Source organism: Achromobacter sp. UBA2119 (assembly GCF_002331005.1).
Lineage (GTDB): Bacteria > Pseudomonadota > Gammaproteobacteria > Burkholderiales > Burkholderiaceae_B > Achromobacter > Achromobacter animicus.
Window position 1 is genome coordinate 105,299 of sequence record NZ_DCYD01000002.1, and the last position, 15,853, is coordinate 121,151.

Sequence of the window (15,853 nt, forward strand, 5' to 3'; positions counted from 1 at the left end):
ATGGTGACAGCTGGGGGTCACCCTGACAACGTGTGGGCGCTCGCAGGGTTATCCCGAATTTGCGCTACAGCAAAGAACGCGATCGCTCGCGGTTCTTCAATGGAGGTGCCGACAGACTCGGCTTTGAAGAAACCGAAAGAGGAGTAGCACATGAACGCGTTGCGCCCCACCTTGCTTGCCGCCGCCCTGATGTTCTCGATGGCAGGCGGTCTGGCTTCCGCCCAGAATGCGGACACGCTGCCGCGCGCCAAGGTCACGCTGGTTGCCCCGCCGATGGTCCATCCGCATGAGCAGGTGGCCAAGTCGGGACCCAAGGTTGTCGAATTCACCATGACCATCGAAGAAAAGAAGATGGTCATCGACGGTAAGGGCACCACGCTGCAGGCCATGACTTTCAACGGATCCATGCCCGGCCCCACGATGGTCGTGCACGAGGGCGACTACGTGGAGCTGACCCTGGTCAATCCCAAGACCAACGCCATGCCGCACAACGTCGACTTCCACGCCGCGACGGGCGCGCTGGGCGGCGCCAAGCTCACCAACGTGAACCCCGGCGAACAGGCCACGCTGCGCTTCAAGGCCGACCGCGCCGGCACCTTCGTCTATCACTGTGCCCCTGAAGGCATGGTGCCGTGGCACGTCGTGGCCGGCATGAGCGGCACGATCATGGTGCTGCCGCGCGATGGCCTGAAGGATCCGCAGGGCAAGTCGCTGAAGTACGACCGCGTCTACACGATCGGCGAGTTTGACCTCTACATCCCCAAGGACGCCAACGGCAAGTACAAGGACTACGCGACCCTCGCCGAAAGCTACGGCGACACGGTGGAAGTCATGCGCAAGCTGACCCCGTCGCACATCGTCTTTAACGGCAAGGTCGGCGCACTGACGGGCGACAACGCCCTCACCGCCAAGGTCGGCGAAACCGTGCTGCTGATCCATTCGCAAGCCAACCGCGACACGCGCCCGCACCTGATCGGCGGCCACGGCGACTGGGTCTGGGAAACCGGCAAATTCAACAACCCGCCCGAAAAGGACCTGGAAACCTGGTTCATTCGCGGCGGTTCCGCCGGGGCGGCGCTGTACACGTTCAAGCAGCCTGGCGTGTACGCCTACCTGAACCACAACCTGATCGAAGCCTTTGAACTGGGCGCGGCCGGGCACATCAAGGTCGAGGGCAAGTGGAACGACGACCTGATGAAGCAGATCAAGGCGCCGGGTCCCATCCCGCAGTAATGGCCGGCCGGCAAGGTGCGCGCGGCGCGTCTTGCCGGGTTGTTCCCCTTCTAAAGCCTGGAATCTCCGCCATGCCCAAATTTGCTCGACTCTTTTTTGCCCTTGCGCTGACGGGCCTGCCCGTCCAGCATGCCGCGGCTGACACCGTTGCCGCCGTCAATCCCGCTGGCGAAGAACTCTACAAGTCCGCCTGTGTCGTCTGCCATGCCAGCGGCGTGGCCAATGCCCCCAAGCTGGGCGACAAGCAGGCCTGGACGCCTTTCCTGGCGCAGGGCACGGACGCGCTGATGCTTACCGTGCTCAAAGGCAAGGGCGCCATGCCGCCGCGCGGCGGCTCGGCCGCCGACGACGCCACGCTGCGTGCCGCGGTGGAATACATGATGGCCGCGGCAAAGTAACGCGCAACCTGACGCGGCGCGGATTGAAACGCGCGGGATGCCGGCCGCGCGTTTCGCCGTGCTTTTCGCCACGCTAAGCGCGGCGGGCCAGCAAGGCCCACACGCCGGCGGCCGACAGCAGCGCGCCGCCACCCAGGTTGAAGCCGCGCTGCGCGCGCGGCGACGCCAGCATGCGCCGGGCCGAGCCGGCAAAGATCGCATAGGCCGCGGCATTGATGCCGGCGCAGGCGACAAACGTCGCCGACAACACCCACAGCTGCTGCGTCACGTCTCGTGCCGGATCGATGAACTGCGGCAGGAAGGCCACGAAGAAGATCATGCCCTTCGGATTCAGCGCGGTCACCAGGTAAGTGTTGGCAAACAGCTTCCAACGCGAACCCGCCGCCGTCGCAACGGGCAGTGTGGCGGGAGACACGCCGGCGCGCAGCAGCCGGTAGCCGAGATACAGCAGGTACAGGCCGCCAATGGTCTTGACCACGGTGAACCAGAACGCGGATGCGGCAAGCAGCGCGCCCAGGCCCAGCAGCGACAGCACCAGGGCGGTGGAATCGCCCAGCGCCACGGCCAGCACCAGCGGCAGGCGGGCGCGCTTGCCGTGCGTAAGCGAATAGCTGATGACGGTAAGAATGGTAGGGCCGGGCAGCATGACGAGCAGGGCGGAAGCGCCCAGGAAGGCCAGCCAGGTTTCGAGCGACATGGAAGGAACTCCGTAGGAAGGGCCGGCGCGCGGGGCCGGCTGCGGCCAATGTATTCCAACCGTGGTGTTAAATACAGCTTTCCCGGACAGTGAACGCCGGCCCCCTGGCCGCGCGAAGGAAACCCCATGGCATTTGACTTTGACCTGTTTGTGATCGGCGCGGGCTCGGGCGGCGTACGCGCGGCCCGCTTTTCCGCCAGTTTCGGTGCGCGCGTGGCGGTGGCGGAAAGCCGCTACCTGGGAGGCACGTGTGTGAACGTGGGCTGCGTGCCCAAGAAACTGCTGGTCTACGGCGCGCACTACAGCGAAGACTTCGAGCAGGCGCACGGTTTTGGCTGGAGCGCGGACGCGCCCAAATTCGACTGGGCCACGCTGATCGCCAACAAGAACCGCGAGATCGAGCGCCTGAACGGCATCTACCGCAACCTGCTGGTCAACAGCGGCGTGACGCTGCTGGAAGGCCACGCGCGCATCGTCGATCCGCACAAGGTCGAAATCAACGGCAAGACCTATAGCGCCGAACACATTCTGGTGGCAACGGGCGGCTGGCCGCAGGTGCCCGACATTCCCGGCAAGGAACTCGCCATCACCTCCAACGAGGCCTTCTTCCTGAAGGACCTGCCGCGCCGCGTGCTGGTCGTGGGCGGCGGCTACATCGCCGTGGAGTTCGCGTCCATCTTCAACGGCATGGGCGCGCAGACCGTCCAGTCGTATCGCGGCCCGCTCTTCCTGCGCGGCTTTGACCTGGGCGTGCGCGAGCACCTGCGCGACGAACTGGTCAAGAAGGGCATCGACCTGCGCATGAACACCGAGGTCGCGCGCATCGACAAGCGCGCCGACGGATCGCTGGCAGCCACCTGCAAGGATGGTTCCGTCATCGAGACCGATTGCGTGTTCTACGCTACGGGCCGCCGTCCGATGCTGGACAACCTGGGGCTGGAAAACACCGGCGTGAAGCTGCGCGAAGATGGCTTCATCGAGGTCGATGACGAATACCGCACCGCGGAGCCGTCCATCCTGGCTATCGGCGACGTGATCGGCCGCGTGCCGCTGACGCCCGTGGCGCTGGCCGAAGGCATGGCGGTGGCGCGGCGCCTGTTCCGCCCGCACGAATACCGCAAGGTCGACTACAAGCTGATCCCCACTGCGGTATTCAGCCTGCCCAACATCGGGACGGTGGGCCTGACCACCGAAGAGGCGCGCGAAGCCGGCTACGAGGTCCGGCTGTTCGAAAGCCGCTTCCGCCCCATGAAGCTGACGCTGACCGAATCGCAGGAACGCACGCTGATGAAGGTGATCGTCGACGCGCAGACCGATCGCGTGCTGGGCGTGCACATGGTGGGTCCGGAGGCCGGCGAGATCGTGCAGGGACTGGCCGTGGCGCTGAAGGCGGGGGCGACCAAGGCGGTGTTCGACGACACCATCGGCATCCATCCCACGGCAGCCGAAGAGTTCGTGACGATGCGCACGCCCGTCGCGGAATAAAGCCTGTGAACCGGCGGGGCCGCAACCGCCGGATGGCGCGAGCGGCGTGCGCCGGCGCTACAGGCGTTGAATCATCGCGCGCGCCGCTGCCGGCGCGCGTTCTTTTGCGCCATTGATGAAGTACGCGAAGACGTCCTGCGATTTTTTCCCGGAGGTCGCTTTGCCGATAAGCGGCAGGTCCTCCGGGTCCGCGCCGCGTGACCAGATGCGGAATCGCTCCGCCCAGGCGTCCAGCGCCTTGGGCGCGTAACCGGCCTTGTAGGCCGTGCTGGCGCGCATCAGCCGCGCGTAGACAAAGTCCGCCGTCCGGTCGGCGATGGCGGGAAACTCTTCGCTGTCGGTGTACACGGTCGCCGCGCGATGGCGGCGTGCAAGGGCCACATATTCCTCGCAGGCAAAGCTGGGATGGCGCACGTCCAGCGCGTGCCGCAGCGGCAAACCGTCCACCTTGTCCGGCAGCAATTCCAGGAAAGCGCCAAAATCCTGCGGGTCGAACTGTTTGGTCGGCGCGAACTGCCACACGATGGGCCCCAGCTTCGGTCCCAGTTCGGCGATGCCGCTGTTCACGAACTTGGCAATCGAGTCCTTGGCGCCCGCCAGTTCGCGCCGGTTGGTCGAATACCGCGATGCCTTCAGCGAAAAGACGAAGTCGTCGGGCGTTTCATTGCGCCACTTGGCGAAGGTGGCGGGCTTCTGGGTGCCGTAGTAGGTGCCGTTGATCTCGATGGCCGTGACCTGCCGGCTGGCGTATTCCAGCTCGCGCGCATGGGGCAGGTCGTCGGGATAGAAGACGCCGCGCCACGGTTCGAAGGTCCAGCCGCCAATGCCGACTCGGATCGCGGCGGGGCTGTCTGCCGGGGACGGATGACGTTTCGGCATGGGCTGCGCTCCGCAGGAAGGGGTCGAGCGGTCCACTGTATCGCCGGCGCGACGAGCCGCCAACCCCGCCCGAAAATTCCGCTGTTCCGATACAGTTTTCGGCTAAGGTGTGCAGTCACGACCCGACTTCTGACCGGCGCGCGCCGGCACTCCATGCCTGACCTGACACATCTGCTGACTTTCGCCCTGGTAGCGCTGGGCATGGTGCTCACGCCCGGGCCCAACATGATCTACCTGGTGTCGCGCTCCATCTCGCAAGGGCCGCAGGCCGGCCTGATTTCGCTGGGCGGGGTGGCGGTGGGGTTCATCTTCTACGTGGCCTGTGCGGCGTTCGGCATTACTGCCTTGCTGATGGCTGTGCCCTATGCCTACGACGCGCTGCGCATCGGCGGCGCGCTCTATCTGCTGTACATGGCGTGGCAGGCGATCCGTCCGGGCGGCCGCTCGCCGTTCCAGGTGCATGACCTGCCCAAGAGCAGCCCGCGGCAATTGTTCACGATGGGTCTCTTGACCAATCTGCTCAATCCCAAGATCGCCGTCATGTACGTATCGCTGCTGCCGCAATTCATCCAGCCCGACCACGGCAGTGTCTTCACCCAGTCGCTGGCGCTGGGCATGACGCAAGTCGTCATCAGCCTGTCGGTGAACGCCCTGATCGCCATCATGGCCGGCTCCATTGCCGGTTTCCTGGCGGGCCGTCCGTTGTGGATGGTCGTGCAGCGATGGCTGATGGGCACCGTGCTGGCCGGCCTGGCCGTGCGCATGCTTGTGGATACGCGCCGCTGATGCCGGCCGACGACGGATTTTTCGCGACGCTGGGCGGCATGCTTGGCGAGGGCCTGCGCGCCATCGTTGCAGGGATCAAATGGCTGCTCGGCGGGCTGGGCGGCGCGCTGGCCGATTTCTATGGCGGGCTGGCCGGCGCGATGGGCATGAGCCCGTCGATCTTCAATCTGGTGTTGCTGGCGCTGGGTCTGATGTTTCTGTGGGGCGCGATCAAGGCGCTGCTGCGGCGGTCCATCCTGGGCTTCCTGTTCTGGCTGTTCATGACGTTGCTGGTGCTGGGCGGGCTGGTGGACTAATCCAGTCCTAAGCCGCTTTCGCTATGGCCAGCGCCACGTCCCGCAGCCGGCGCACCAGCGCCGGAAACCGCTCCGCACCCGTGTTGCCGTAGCCGATCACCAGGCCGTTGTCTTCAATGCGCGGCGTCAGCGCAAACGACGACAGCGCACCCGGATTCATGCCCAGCTTGCGCGCCTCGGCCACGATCGCCGTGTCGGCATAAGCCGGCGGCAGCCGCACGGTCAGGTGCAGGCCGCAGTGCCCGCCCAGGACCTCGTGCTCGATTCCCAGATGCAAGGCCAGCGCCTCGCGCAGCGCCGCCTGGCGTTCGCGGTACAGGCGCCGCATGCGGCCCAGATGGCGCGAGAACTGGCCGTTTTCGATAAAGGCGGCCATGGCCAGCTGTTCCAGCCGGTGGCCGCCGCGCTGCATTTCGATGATGGACGGCATGGCCTCGCGCGCCAGGGCTTCGGGCAACACCAGAAAGCCCAGGCGCAGGGCCGGGAACATCGTCTTGCTGAACGTGCCGACATACAGCACCGGCGCATCCGGCAGCAGCCCCTGCATGGCGGCGATCGGTTCGCCCTGGTGGCGGAATTCGCTGTCGTAGTCGTCTTCGATGATCCACGCGCCGGCGCGTCGCGCGCGTTCCAGCAGATCGAGCCGGCGGGTCAGCGACAGGACCGCACCGGTCGGGTACTGGTGCGACGGCGTCGTCTGGATCAACCTGGGCGGCTGGCGGGTCCAGGCGCTTTCCGGAATGACGATGCCGTCGGCGTCGACGCGCATGGCCACCACGTTCAGGTCGCCGGCATGGAAGGCGGACTTGGCGCCGCGGTAGCCGGGATCTTCCAGCCAGGCGGTATCGCCAGGGTTGGTCAGCAGTTGCACGCACAGCGCCAGCCCGCCCTGTGCGCCTTCGGTGATGACGATGCGCGAGGCGTCGCAATGCACGCCGCGCGACACGCGCAGGTATTGGGCAATGGCTTCGCGCAGCGCGGGCTCGCCCGCCGGATGGCCGTAGCCGAGCGCGGCGGCCGGCGCCGCCTGCAGGGCGCGGTCCTGCGCGCGGCGCCACGCGTTCACGGGGAATTGCGTCAGCGCGGGCGTGCCGGGCGTCATCGGCAGCGTACCGTCGTGGGTATAGCGCGTGGAGACGATGCGGGAGAGGCGCTGCGCCGTGGCTGGCGGCTGCGCAGGGAGAGGGGCCGCCTCGCGCGCGGCGCTGCGGGCGGCGGCGGACAGCGGCGCCACGCGGGTGCCCTGGCGGTCGGCAATCACGTAGCCCTCGGCCGTCAATTGCTCGTAGGCGATCAGCACCGTATTGCGCGAGATATCCAATTCTTCGGACAACGCGCGCGACGACGGCAGCTTGCCGCCCGCGGGAAGCTGGCCGGCAAGGATGGCCTGCTTGAGGCGCTGGATAAGCTGGCGCTGGCGCGGCAGCGAACCCGGGCCGCGTGCTAGCGGACTGGACAGCAGCGGGGCAATGGCGGTGTCGCCCAATGAAGTTTCGATCATGGCCCTATTAAATTCCAGTTTCGTGGCACTTTTTATGATGCCACGGTTCCGATATCGTGAGGCCCTGGGTGTTGCGCCCGCCACCGTCGGCGGCGCGCCCTGAACCGATTCCCGAGGCACCGCCGCATGCAACCCCGCACCAACGATTTCCAGCAACCCATCGGCCCGGCGCTGCCCGGCTGGACCCCGCGTCCGCGTCCGCCGCTTGAACCCGCGCTTGGCCGCTATTGCCGCCTGGAGCCGCTGTCGGCCGAGCGCCACGCGGCAGATCTGTACCAGGCGTTCAGCCAGGCGCCCGACGATAGCGATTGGACGTACATGGGCGTCGGGCCGTTTGCCGACGAGGCCGCCTACCGGACGTTCGCCGAGGCCGCGCAGGCCAGCCCGGACCCGATGCACCACGCTATCATCGACCTTGCGACGGGCCGCGCCGTCGGCACGCTGGCGCTGATGCGGATCGACGCACCCAACGGCGTCATCGAGGTCGGGTTCGTGTCCTATTCGCGTCAGCTCAAGCGCACGCGCATTGCCACGGAAGCGCAATACCTGCTGATGCGCCGCGCCTTCGACGAACTGGGCTACCGCCGCTACGAATGGAAGTGCGACAGCCTGAACGCGCCGTCGCGCGCCGCGGCGCTGCGCCTGGGCTTCAGCTTTGAGGGCATCTTCCGGCAGGCCACGGTCTACAAGGGCCGCAGCCGCGACACGGCGTGGTTCTCGATCATCGACAGCGAATGGCCCGCGCTGCGCGCCGCGTACGAGCGCTGGCTCAGCCCGGACAACTTCGATGCCGAAGGCAACCAGCGCCAGGGGTTGGCGTCGCTGATCGCCACTGAGCGGGGCAGCAACGCTGGGGGAGACCACGCGGCGTGCGCCTGATCCCGGTGGCATTGGCCCTGTTCTGGGGCCTGAACTGGCCGGCGGTGAAGATCATTCTGTCGATCTTCCCGCCGTTCACCTTGCGCGTGCTGGGACTGGGCAGCGGCGCGCTGCTGCTTTTGCTGCTGGCGGGCGCCAAGCGGCTGCCGCTCTTGCCGCCGCGCAGCGCGTGGCCCGGCATCGCGGTGGGCGGCGTCCTGGCGGTGGCCGTATTCAACCTGGCCGTGGCCTGGGCGCAGCTCAGCACCAGCACGTCGCGCGCGGCAGTGCTGACCTTCACCATGCCGATGATGTCCGCGCTGTTGGCGTGGCTGGTGCTGGGCGAACGCCTGGACCGCCGCCGCGGCCTGGCGCTGCTGTTGGGTGCGTGCGGCGTCGCCGTGCTGGCATGGCCGGTGCTGCAGGCGGTGTTCGGCGGCAACGACGTGGCCGCCGCCAAGGGGCTGGTGTTTCCGCTGGTGGCCGCGTTCGGGTGGGCAGCCGGCACGGTGTATCTGAAGCGTTGGCCCGTCGCGGGCGATCGCATCGTCATCACGGCGTGGCAGCTTGTCGTCGGCGCCGGTTGCGCCCTGGCCGGCGCGCTGATCGCCGGCGAATCCTTTCCCACGCACGGCTGGACCGCCAGCGTCGCGGGGGCGCTCTCGTTTCACATCATCCTGGGCACTGCGGTCGCGTACTGGCTGTGGTTCGTGCTGAGCGAGCGTGTCAGCGCCACCGTCGCCGCGCTGACCACGCTGATGGTGCCGGTCGTGGGCGTGCTGGGCGCGATGGCGCTGGTGGGCGACCGGCCGGCCCCGGCGGACTGGTGGGGTTTTGCGTTCGTGATGGCCGGGGCGGGGCTGATCGTGTTGAATCTAGGTCAGCGGCGCGCCTGACCTGGATCAGCGGCGCATCTGACCCAAGTCAGCGACGCGCCCGAGGCTAAGCGGCTGCGGGCGAGGGCATCCAGGATCCGTGCAGCCCGGCGGGCACGCGGCGCGGCAGGCGCACCTGCGCGACCGGCCCGGCAGTCAGGTCGCGCGCGTCCAGCACGATGAACCGGCCGCCCGCGTCGTCTTCAGCGTGCACGAAGCTCAGGATGTAGCCGTCCGCTTCACCCGCGCCGGCCGGATCGGCGGCAAACACCGGTTCGCACGCGGTCTGCCCGGCGGGCAGACAGTACACGGTCTTCGCACCCGTCTCGACGTCATAGCGTGCAAAGGCCTCGAAGGCGCCCGGCTGCGGCGTTTCGCCCGGACGCGGTTCCCGCAGGCCGGCATAACAGAACCGCGTGCGCCGCCCCAGCCACGCGTCGTTGACCCGGCCGAACTCACAGGGCTGGTCGTCCAGCGTCTGGTCGTCCACGCGTCCGCTGGCCATGTCGATGCGCAGCCGGTGCATTTCCAGCCGCTTGCGCGACGTGGGCCCGTAGCCATCGTGCCAGGGCAGCACCGCCTCGATCACGTTGCCGTCCACGTAGGCATTGGCGACGTGCCAATTGAAGAAGGGGGCGGCCTCGATCCACCGGATCTGCGCCGCGTCGGTGCAGTCGCGCGGCACCAGCAGCACCTGCGTGCCGCGCTGCGGCTCCCACCCGGGCGCCGCCGGTCCGCGGCTGAAGTCGAACACCAGCGGGCAGACAAACGCCACCACGTGGGTGGCGGTCAGGCCGATGTCGTGAACCAGCGCGGGCCAGGGCGATGCAAATGCGACCTGGCGGTCCACCCGCCCCGTGCTGTCCAGCCGCATGTATTCAAGCGTGCCCGCCAGGAGGTCGTAATTGATCGCCAGCATTTCCCCGGTCAGCGGGTCGACCTTGGGGTGCGCGGAGAACGCGCCGGCGAGCTTGCCCTGGAATGTGTTGGCGCCGACCGTGCCCAGTGCGTCGTCCAGTTCGTACGGGCAGCCGCCTTCGTACAGCGCGTGAATGCGGCCGGCGTGCCGCATCACGTTGGTGTTGGCCAGGTTCGCGTAGGGTGGCGGACCGAACGTCGGGTTGTAGATGCGATGGCCGGCGTCCCGTTCTTCCTGCAGTTCGGCAGTCAGCACCCAGCGGTTGCGGTAGCGCGCGCGGCCGCTATCTAGGTAGAGCGCGTGGATCATGCCCGTGCCGTCGAAAGGATAGGAATAGCCCGGGCCGGGCTCGAATTGCGGATTGGGTCCGTTGCGCATGAAGACGCCGGACAGGCCGGGGGGCAGGGCGCCTTCGACGGGCAGATCGGCGTCGTCGCGTTCGTCGAAGACCGGCGCGAAGGCGCGGGTCAGGGCGGGGTTGTCGCTGTGCCAGGGTTGCATGTGACCTCCAGGCCGAGGCCGCGCACCGGGCTCGATGACACCGCGAAGCCGGTGGCGGCAAAAGTCCGTTATATCCGCCCGGACCGCCGGGAAAAAGCCGAGTTAACCATGATGGGAATTGCGCCGCGCCTGACGCTTGCGCAGCCGTTCCCGCACCATTTCGGCCCCGCTGACCAGCGTGATTCCCGCCAGCACCATCACCGCGCCGATCACGAAGCCCGCATCCAGCGGTTCATCCAGGATCAGCACGCCGAAGCTCACGCCGAACAGCGGCGTCATGAACGACAGGATCGACAGGCGGGACGCCAGATACCGGCGCAGCAGCCAGAACCAGGCCAGATAGCTGGTCAGCGCGACGACGACCGACTGGAACACGACGCTGAGCACGGCGGCCGGGGTATAGCGGATGCCATGATGGCCGGTGGCGGCAGCAAAGGCCAACAGGCCTACCGAGGCCACGGCCATCTGATAGAAAAGCGTCTTGGCCGGGGCGGCTTCGGACAACGACGTCTTGCGGATCGCCACCGTCGTCGCGCCCCACAGGAGTCCAGCGAGTAGTCCCATCGCGTCGCCCAGCAGCATGTTGCGCGCGCCGTCGTGCGCCAACGGCTGGCCGCCCTTGACCAGGAACGCCACCGCGATACCGCAGAAGGCCAGCGCGACGCCCGCCCATTGCAGCGGCTTCAGACGCTCTTCGGGTAGCAGCCAGTGCAGGCCCAGCGCCGCAAAGATCGGCGCGGTGTATAGAAACACCGACATGTGCGAGGCCGTGGTGTAGACCAGCCCTTGCGCGACGAACAGGAATTCGCCCGCAAACAGCAGCCCCACGATCAATCCAGGCAGGAACGTGCCGTCGGTGAACGCGCGCTGCCCTTCGGCGCGCCACACCACGACGGCCAGCACCAGGGCCGCGAAGGTGGAGCGCAGCCCGATCTGCATGATGGGCGCGATGTCGTCCGCGACCAGCTTGATGGCGATCTGCTGGAAGCCCCAGCACACGCACAGCGCCAGCATGGCGCCGGTGGCCAGCGTGTCCAGCGGCAGGCGCTGCGGCTTGGCGGCGGTGATGCTCACGGCAGTTCGGCGGGATAGCTGTCCAGCGCCAGGCCGATCTGCTGGCGCAGGTCCCATTCAGCCAGCGAGGCTTGCACTGGGCCATAAAAGGCGCCGTCGCGGGCGACGAACATGGCGGGCAGGTGGAAGACCTCGTAGCGCTCGACCAGGCCGCGGTTGTCGCCGGCGTCGATCCAGCAGATGCGCTCGACCGGCAGTTCCACGCCCGGAAGCTGCTCGCGCGCCACGCGGCAGGTGCCGCAGGTGCGGCTGTGAAAGACGATGAGAGACAGGCCGCGCGCGTCCAGCAGAAAGCGGTCGGCGGTGCTGTCGTTGAGTTCTATCTGTTCCATCGTGTGTCTCAAGCGCCGCGCAGCACGCGGTCCAGTTCCAGCACCGACTGGTACAGCACGCGCGTGCCGTCCAGCAGTTGCGCGGGTTCGATCCATTCTTCGGGGCAGTGGCTGCGGCCGTTCAGGCAGGGGATGAAGATCATGCCGATGGGGCCGGTGGGGGCCATGTACACGGCGTCGTGGCCGGCGCCGCTGGGCAGCCGCATCGACGCGTAGCCAAGCTGGTCGGCGGCCGCCTTGACCGCGTCCATGACCAGCGGCGAACAATCCGTGGGCTGCGCGCGGCTGAGCTGCGTGAAGCCGGCAGTCAGGCGCAGCGCCTTCAGGTCGTCGGCCACGCCCGCCATCAGGGTTTCGGGAAAGGCGTCCAGCACGGCGTTGCTATCGCTACGCATTTCCAGCGTCATCTCGACCCGGCCCGGCACCGCGTTGGCCGCATTGGGCGTCATGCTCAGCCGGCCGACGGTGGCGACGACGTAATGCGGATTGCCGCTGGCCGCGCTGGCCTGCCGGTTGGCGGCGTCGATGATGCGGGCCGCGCCCACCAGCGCGTCGCGCCGGATGTCCATGGGCGTGGTGCCCGCGTGGTCAGGTTGGCCCTCAACCACGATCTGCACGCGGCGGATGCCGACGATGTTGGTGACCACGCCGATCGGCAGCTGGCGGCTTTCCAGCACGGGGCCTTGTTCGATATGCAGTTCGACAAAGGCGGCGGTTTCGCCTGCGCGGCGCAGCGGGGCGTTGAGCGCGGACGGGTCGCCGCCGATGCGGGCAATACCCTGCGCCAGCGTCTCGCCCTGCGGATTGCGCGCGTCCAGCATGTCGGCGCCGAGCTGGCCGCACAGCGCGCGGCTGCCGACACAGGAAATGCCGTAGTCGCTGGGTTCTTCGGACAGGAAGTCGATGACTTCGAAAGGATGGTCGAGCGTGATGCCGTGTTCCTGCATCGTGTGCGCGACTTCGATGCCGGCCAGCACGCCGATGATGCCGTCGAAGCGGCCGCCGGCCATGACGGTGTCGCAGTGCGAGCCGGTGGAAATCGGTTTGCGCGAGGCATCGCGCCCCGCGCGAGTGCCGACCAGGTTGCCGCCCGCGTCCAGGCGCGTGGTCAGGCCCGCGGCTTCGAACTCGCCGCGCAGCCAGGCGCGCGCGTCATCGAATAGCGGCGAAAAAGCGCGGCGCGTCCAGGGGACGTCGGGCAGGGTGAATTTGGACAGGGTGTCGACGCGCGACCAGAGGCGTTCGGCGTTGAGCGGGGGGAAAGCGGGCGGTGTGGCTTGCGGCATGAGACTTCCAGAAGATCCGCCCTGGATTATGGCATCAATGGCGCGGCGTCCTTGCCCGCCGCTTACGTCGTGCCGCGCCAGGACGGTTCACGTTTTTCCAGAAAGGCCGTCACGCCCTCGCGCGCTTCCTCGGTGCTGCGGATGGCCGCAATGCGTTCGACCGAGTCGGCGATCAGGGCGGCGTCTAGCGGCCGGCCGGCAAAGTCGCGCACGAGCCGCTTGCTGGCCTGCACGGCGCCCGGACCATTTGCGCACAGTGTGCGGCAGAGCGCTTCGGCGGCCTCAAGCGCCTGGGCCGCCGGGACGACCTCGTGCACCAGCCCCAGCCGCAGCGCGGTCGCGGCGTCGAAACGTTCGGCGGTCAGGAAATAGCGGTTGGACGCGCGCTCGCCCAGGGTGCGGATCACGTAGGGGCTGATGGTGGCGGGCAGCAGGCCCAGGCGGGTTTCGGACAGGCAGAAGTGTGCGCTGTCCGCCGCAACCGCGATGTCGCACGCGGCCACCAGCCCCATGCCGCCTGCGTAGGCGTCGCCGTTGACGCAGGCGACGATGGGTTTCGGGCAGGTCCAGACCGCGTGCAGCATATCCGCCAGCCGCGTGGCGTCCTTGCGGTTGTCCGCATCGGTCAGCGTGCCCATTTTGCGCATCCAGTTCAGATCGCCGCCGGCGCAAAATGCCTTGCCCGCGCCCGTCAGCAGCAGAACCCGCACCTGGGGATCATCGACCGCAGTCTGGATCGCGGCCGTCAGCGCGGCGATCAGCGTCTCGTCGAACGCGTTACGCATGTCCGGCCGGTTCAGCGTCAGGCGGGCGAGGGGGCCTTCTATGGTCAGGTCCAGCGGTTCGGTCAGCGTCATGCGCGGTCTCCGGTGTTGTTGATGATGGCTCAACAGGTGTTCCGATCAATTCGGTTGATTCTATGGGCAAAAGCGTGGCGTTGCGATGCTTGTTTTCAGTAGATTGAGTTATCCTCAACAAAAAATTTTCGGAGACAGACATGAATCAGCCCGCGGGGAGTCGCGCCGCCGATCAGCGTTACGCATCGGTATTCCGGCCGGGATTGTTTGACGGCAAGACGATCATGGTCACCGGCGGCGGCAGCGGCTTGGGCCGTTGCACCGCGCATGAGCTGGCGGCACTGGGCGCGCGCCTGGCGCTGGTCGGACGCAACCCGGACAAACTGCGCACGGCGGCCGAGGAAATCGTCCGCGTCTATCCCGAGGCCGCCGATCGGATCAGTCAGCACCCCTGCGACATCCGGGACGAAGCCGGCGTACGCGGCGCCGTCACCGACGCGCTGACCGCGCACGGCAGTATCGACGGCGTTTTCAATTGCGCGGGCGGCCAGTTTCCCGCGCCGCTGGACCGCATCAGCCTCAATGGCTGGAACGCCGTGGTGCAGAACAACCTGCACGGCACCTTTCTTGTGTCGCGCGAGGTCTATACGCAGCACATGCGTCAGCACGGCGGCGCCATCGTCAACATGCTGGCCGACATCTGGGGCGGCATGCCGGGCATGGGACATTCGGGCGCGGCGCGCGCGGGGGTGTGGAACCTGACGGAGACCGCCGCCTGCGAATGGGCGTATGCCGGCGTACGCGTGAACGCCGTGGCGCCGGGCTGGATTGCATCCAGCGGCATGGACAGCTACGACGAGCACTACCGTGGCGTGCTGCGCGAGCTGAAAATCAAGGTGCCGCTACAGCGCTTTGGCACCGAAGCCGAACTGGCCGCCGCCGTCGTCTTCCTGCTGTCGCCCGCGGCGGCGTTCATCAACGGAACCGTAATCCGGGTGGACGGCGGCGTGCCGAACGCGCGCCATTCATGGAACCTGCAGCCGGCCGAGCGCGGCGAGACCTACAACGGCTTTCCTCAGTACGTGCCGCCGTCGCTGTTTTCGGAAGACTGAAGCCGATGCAGCGCGTTCTGGACTTCGCCCCGGAATTGCGCCAGCGCCAGGGCGTCCTGGCGCGGCGGCTGCAGGGCCTGCCACAGAAAACCGACCAGCTGGTCGGCCGTGGCGGCCACATCGACATTGACCTCCGCGCCGCGCCGCATCGCGTCCCACAGCACGTGCTCCATCGGCCCGTACACCGCCGAACGCAGCAGCCGCAGCGGCATGTCCTGGCGGATGTCGCCGTCGGCCTGGCCTTGCGCCAGGATGCGCATCAGCGGCGCGGTGTAGCGGCGCTGCAGGTCGGCGTAGATGTCGCCGAAGTCGTCGTTGCGCGCGCGGCCTTCGGAAAGTATGAAGGCGCACAGGCCCGGACCTTCGGCCAGCAGATGGCGCAGATGCGTGTGGACCAGGTAATGCAACTGGGCGCGCGCCCCGTGGATATGCGGCAGGTGGTCCTCCACCCGCGCGATGATTTCGTCGTACCAGTCGCTGATGACGCGCACGCAGAGTTCGCGCTTGCCGCCGAAGTAGGTGAAGACGGTGGCTTCCGAGACGCCCAGCCGCTGCGCGATCTCGGTGGTGGTGGCCGCGTGAAAGCCCGCTTCGGAGAACACCTGGCGCGCGACCCGCAGGATGTCGCGGATGCGTTGTTCGGACTTGGCGCTGGCCGGCGGGCGGCGCATCGGGACGGCTGGGCTTTTTTCCATGCAGGCTACAGGCGAAAAAGGGGCGGGCGGCCTGTCTGGCCGTCCGCGCGAGGGCCTATTATTGAGCGACGGTCAACTTCGTGGCAAGGCGGGGGGCAACCCGCCGCCGCAGCGGGCCTTTCATGGCAA

The 15,853-nt window shown here is 67.5% G+C and carries 17 protein-coding genes; 8 read left to right on the forward strand and 9 right to left on the reverse strand.

Annotated elements, in window-relative coordinates; translation table 11 throughout:
- The first annotated feature begins 150 nt into the window (after positions 1–150).
- Both nirK and B3098_RS00745 read left to right on the forward strand, forming a co-directional pair.
- Positions 151–1,233 (forward strand): copper-containing nitrite reductase, encoded by a 1,083-nt coding sequence (gene nirK, locus B3098_RS00740; protein ID WP_175124087.1) that lies wholly within the window; start codon positions 151–153, stop codon positions 1,231–1,233.
- A gap of 71 nt (positions 1,234–1,304) precedes the next feature.
- Positions 1,305–1,631, forward strand: a complete 327-nt coding sequence (locus B3098_RS00745) for a c-type cytochrome (protein WP_349677707.1) — start codon at positions 1,305–1,307, stop codon at positions 1,629–1,631.
- Positions 1,632–1,704: 73 nt separating this feature from the next.
- Here B3098_RS00745 and B3098_RS00750 read toward each other — a convergent pair whose 3' ends face one another.
- Complete coding sequence (locus B3098_RS00750; RefSeq protein WP_175124089.1) at positions 1,705–2,328, reverse strand: LysE family translocator; 624 nt, start codon at positions 2,326–2,328, stop codon at positions 1,705–1,707.
- A gap of 126 nt (positions 2,329–2,454) precedes the next feature.
- On the opposite strand from B3098_RS00750, the gene gorA reads away from it, so the two are divergent.
- On the forward strand, positions 2,455–3,813 hold the full coding sequence (gorA, locus tag B3098_RS00755; protein WP_286890116.1) for a glutathione-disulfide reductase: 1,359 nt from the start codon (positions 2,455–2,457) through the stop codon (positions 3,811–3,813).
- Positions 3,814–3,870: 57 nt separating this feature from the next.
- Here gorA and B3098_RS00760 read toward each other — a convergent pair whose 3' ends face one another.
- The gene (locus B3098_RS00760) at positions 3,871–4,692 is read right to left on the reverse strand and encodes a DUF72 domain-containing protein (RefSeq protein WP_286890117.1); all 822 of its coding nucleotides are present in this window, start codon (positions 4,690–4,692) and stop codon (positions 3,871–3,873) included.
- A 153-nt stretch (positions 4,693–4,845) separates the two neighbouring features.
- Between B3098_RS00760 and B3098_RS00765 the strand changes: the two genes are divergently transcribed.
- Together B3098_RS00765 and B3098_RS00770 are read left to right on the forward strand one after the other, a co-directional pair.
- On the forward strand, positions 4,846–5,478 hold the full coding sequence (locus tag B3098_RS00765; protein ID WP_056569853.1) for a LysE family translocator: 633 nt from the start codon (positions 4,846–4,848) through the stop codon (positions 5,476–5,478).
- Positions 5,478–5,774, forward strand: coding sequence for a hypothetical protein (locus B3098_RS00770; RefSeq protein WP_191576901.1), 297 nt, complete (start codon positions 5,478–5,480; stop codon positions 5,772–5,774). Before B3098_RS00765 ends, B3098_RS00770 begins: the two co-directional genes overlap by 1 nt.
- Before the next feature lie 7 nt (positions 5,775–5,781).
- Here the strand turns inward: B3098_RS00770 and B3098_RS00775 are convergent, their stop codons facing one another.
- Positions 5,782–7,275 carry a PLP-dependent aminotransferase family protein gene (locus B3098_RS00775; RefSeq protein ID WP_286890120.1) on the reverse strand — a complete coding sequence of 498 codons (1,494 nt, stop codon included), beginning with the start codon at positions 7,273–7,275 and terminating at the stop codon, positions 5,782–5,784.
- Between the two features lie 126 nt (positions 7,276–7,401).
- On the opposite strand from B3098_RS00775, the gene B3098_RS00780 reads away from it, so the two are divergent.
- Complete coding sequence (locus B3098_RS00780) at positions 7,402–8,154, forward strand: GNAT family N-acetyltransferase (protein WP_279973338.1); 753 nt, start codon at positions 7,402–7,404, stop codon at positions 8,152–8,154.
- Positions 8,145–9,029 carry a DMT family transporter gene (locus tag B3098_RS00785; RefSeq protein WP_175138484.1) on the forward strand — a complete coding sequence of 295 codons (885 nt, stop codon included), beginning with the start codon at positions 8,145–8,147 and terminating at the stop codon, positions 9,027–9,029. Before B3098_RS00780 ends, B3098_RS00785 begins: the two co-directional genes overlap by 10 nt.
- Before the next feature lie 46 nt (positions 9,030–9,075).
- Here the strand turns inward: B3098_RS00785 and B3098_RS00790 are convergent, their stop codons facing one another.
- The 5 genes from B3098_RS00790 to B3098_RS00810 form a co-directional block, all read right to left on the reverse strand.
- Positions 9,076–10,428, reverse strand: coding sequence for a carotenoid oxygenase family protein (locus tag B3098_RS00790; RefSeq protein WP_286890124.1), 1,353 nt, complete (start codon positions 10,426–10,428; stop codon positions 9,076–9,078).
- A 102-nt stretch (positions 10,429–10,530) separates the two neighbouring features.
- Entirely contained in the window at positions 10,531–11,496 is a 966-nt protein-coding gene (locus B3098_RS00795) for a DMT family transporter (protein ID WP_286890375.1), read from the reverse strand.
- A 2-nt stretch (positions 11,497–11,498) separates the two neighbouring features.
- Positions 11,499–11,834 carry a thioredoxin family protein gene (locus tag B3098_RS00800; RefSeq protein WP_175124098.1) on the reverse strand — a complete coding sequence of 112 codons (336 nt, stop codon included), beginning with the start codon at positions 11,832–11,834 and terminating at the stop codon, positions 11,499–11,501.
- Between the two features lie 8 nt (positions 11,835–11,842).
- Entirely contained in the window at positions 11,843–13,120 is a 1,278-nt protein-coding gene (locus B3098_RS00805; protein WP_286890126.1) for a Zn-dependent hydrolase, read from the reverse strand.
- 62 nt (positions 13,121–13,182) lie between these two features.
- Entirely contained in the window at positions 13,183–13,977 is a 795-nt protein-coding gene (locus B3098_RS00810; protein WP_286890127.1) for an enoyl-CoA hydratase/isomerase family protein, read from the reverse strand.
- A 140-nt stretch (positions 13,978–14,117) separates the two neighbouring features.
- Here B3098_RS00810 and B3098_RS00815 point away from each other — a divergent pair, with 140 nt between their 5' ends.
- Positions 14,118–15,029, forward strand: a complete 912-nt coding sequence (locus B3098_RS00815) for an SDR family oxidoreductase (RefSeq protein ID WP_279973331.1) — start codon at positions 14,118–14,120, stop codon at positions 15,027–15,029.
- Here the strand turns inward: B3098_RS00815 and B3098_RS00820 are convergent.
- Positions 14,993–15,724 (reverse strand): TetR/AcrR family transcriptional regulator, encoded by a 732-nt coding sequence (locus B3098_RS00820; protein WP_175124102.1) that lies wholly within the window; start codon positions 15,722–15,724, stop codon positions 14,993–14,995. The genes B3098_RS00815 and B3098_RS00820 overlap by 37 nt on opposite strands.
- Between the last annotated feature and the right edge of the window lie 129 nt (positions 15,725–15,853).

What these genes read in the sequence shown, in the direction of transcription:
- nirK (WP_175124087.1), top strand. Translation starts at nt 151, where the DNA reads ATGAACGCGTTGCGCCCCACCTTGCTTGCCGCCGCCCTGATGTTCTCG.
- B3098_RS00745 (WP_349677707.1), top strand. Translation starts at nt 1,305, where the DNA reads ATGCCCAAATTTGCTCGACTCTTTTTTGCCCTTGCGCTGACGGGCCTG.
- B3098_RS00750 (WP_175124089.1), bottom strand. Translation starts at nt 2,328, where the DNA reads ATGTCGCTCGAAACCTGGCTGGCCTTCCTGGGCGCTTCCGCCCTGCTC.
- gorA (WP_286890116.1), top strand. Translation starts at nt 2,455, where the DNA reads ATGGCATTTGACTTTGACCTGTTTGTGATCGGCGCGGGCTCGGGCGGC.
- B3098_RS00760 (WP_286890117.1), bottom strand. Translation starts at nt 4,692, where the DNA reads ATGCCGAAACGTCATCCGTCCCCGGCAGACAGCCCCGCCGCGATCCGA.
- B3098_RS00765 (WP_056569853.1), top strand. Translation starts at nt 4,846, where the DNA reads ATGCCTGACCTGACACATCTGCTGACTTTCGCCCTGGTAGCGCTGGGC.
- B3098_RS00770 (WP_191576901.1), top strand. Translation starts at nt 5,478, where the DNA reads ATGCCGGCCGACGACGGATTTTTCGCGACGCTGGGCGGCATGCTTGGC.
- B3098_RS00775 (WP_286890120.1), bottom strand. Translation starts at nt 7,275, where the DNA reads ATGATCGAAACTTCATTGGGCGACACCGCCATTGCCCCGCTGCTGTCC.
- B3098_RS00780 (WP_279973338.1), top strand. Translation starts at nt 7,402, where the DNA reads ATGCAACCCCGCACCAACGATTTCCAGCAACCCATCGGCCCGGCGCTG.
- B3098_RS00790 (WP_286890124.1), bottom strand. Translation starts at nt 10,428, where the DNA reads ATGCAACCCTGGCACAGCGACAACCCCGCCCTGACCCGCGCCTTCGCG.
- B3098_RS00800 (WP_175124098.1), bottom strand. Translation starts at nt 11,834, where the DNA reads ATGGAACAGATAGAACTCAACGACAGCACCGCCGACCGCTTTCTGCTG.
- B3098_RS00805 (WP_286890126.1), bottom strand. Translation starts at nt 13,120, where the DNA reads ATGCCGCAAGCCACACCGCCCGCTTTCCCCCCGCTCAACGCCGAACGC.
- B3098_RS00810 (WP_286890127.1), bottom strand. Translation starts at nt 13,977, where the DNA reads ATGACGCTGACCGAACCGCTGGACCTGACCATAGAAGGCCCCCTCGCC.
- B3098_RS00815 (WP_279973331.1), top strand. Translation starts at nt 14,118, where the DNA reads ATGAATCAGCCCGCGGGGAGTCGCGCCGCCGATCAGCGTTACGCATCG.
- B3098_RS00820 (WP_175124102.1), bottom strand. Translation starts at nt 15,724, where the DNA reads ATGGAAAAAAGCCCAGCCGTCCCGATGCGCCGCCCGCCGGCCAGCGCC.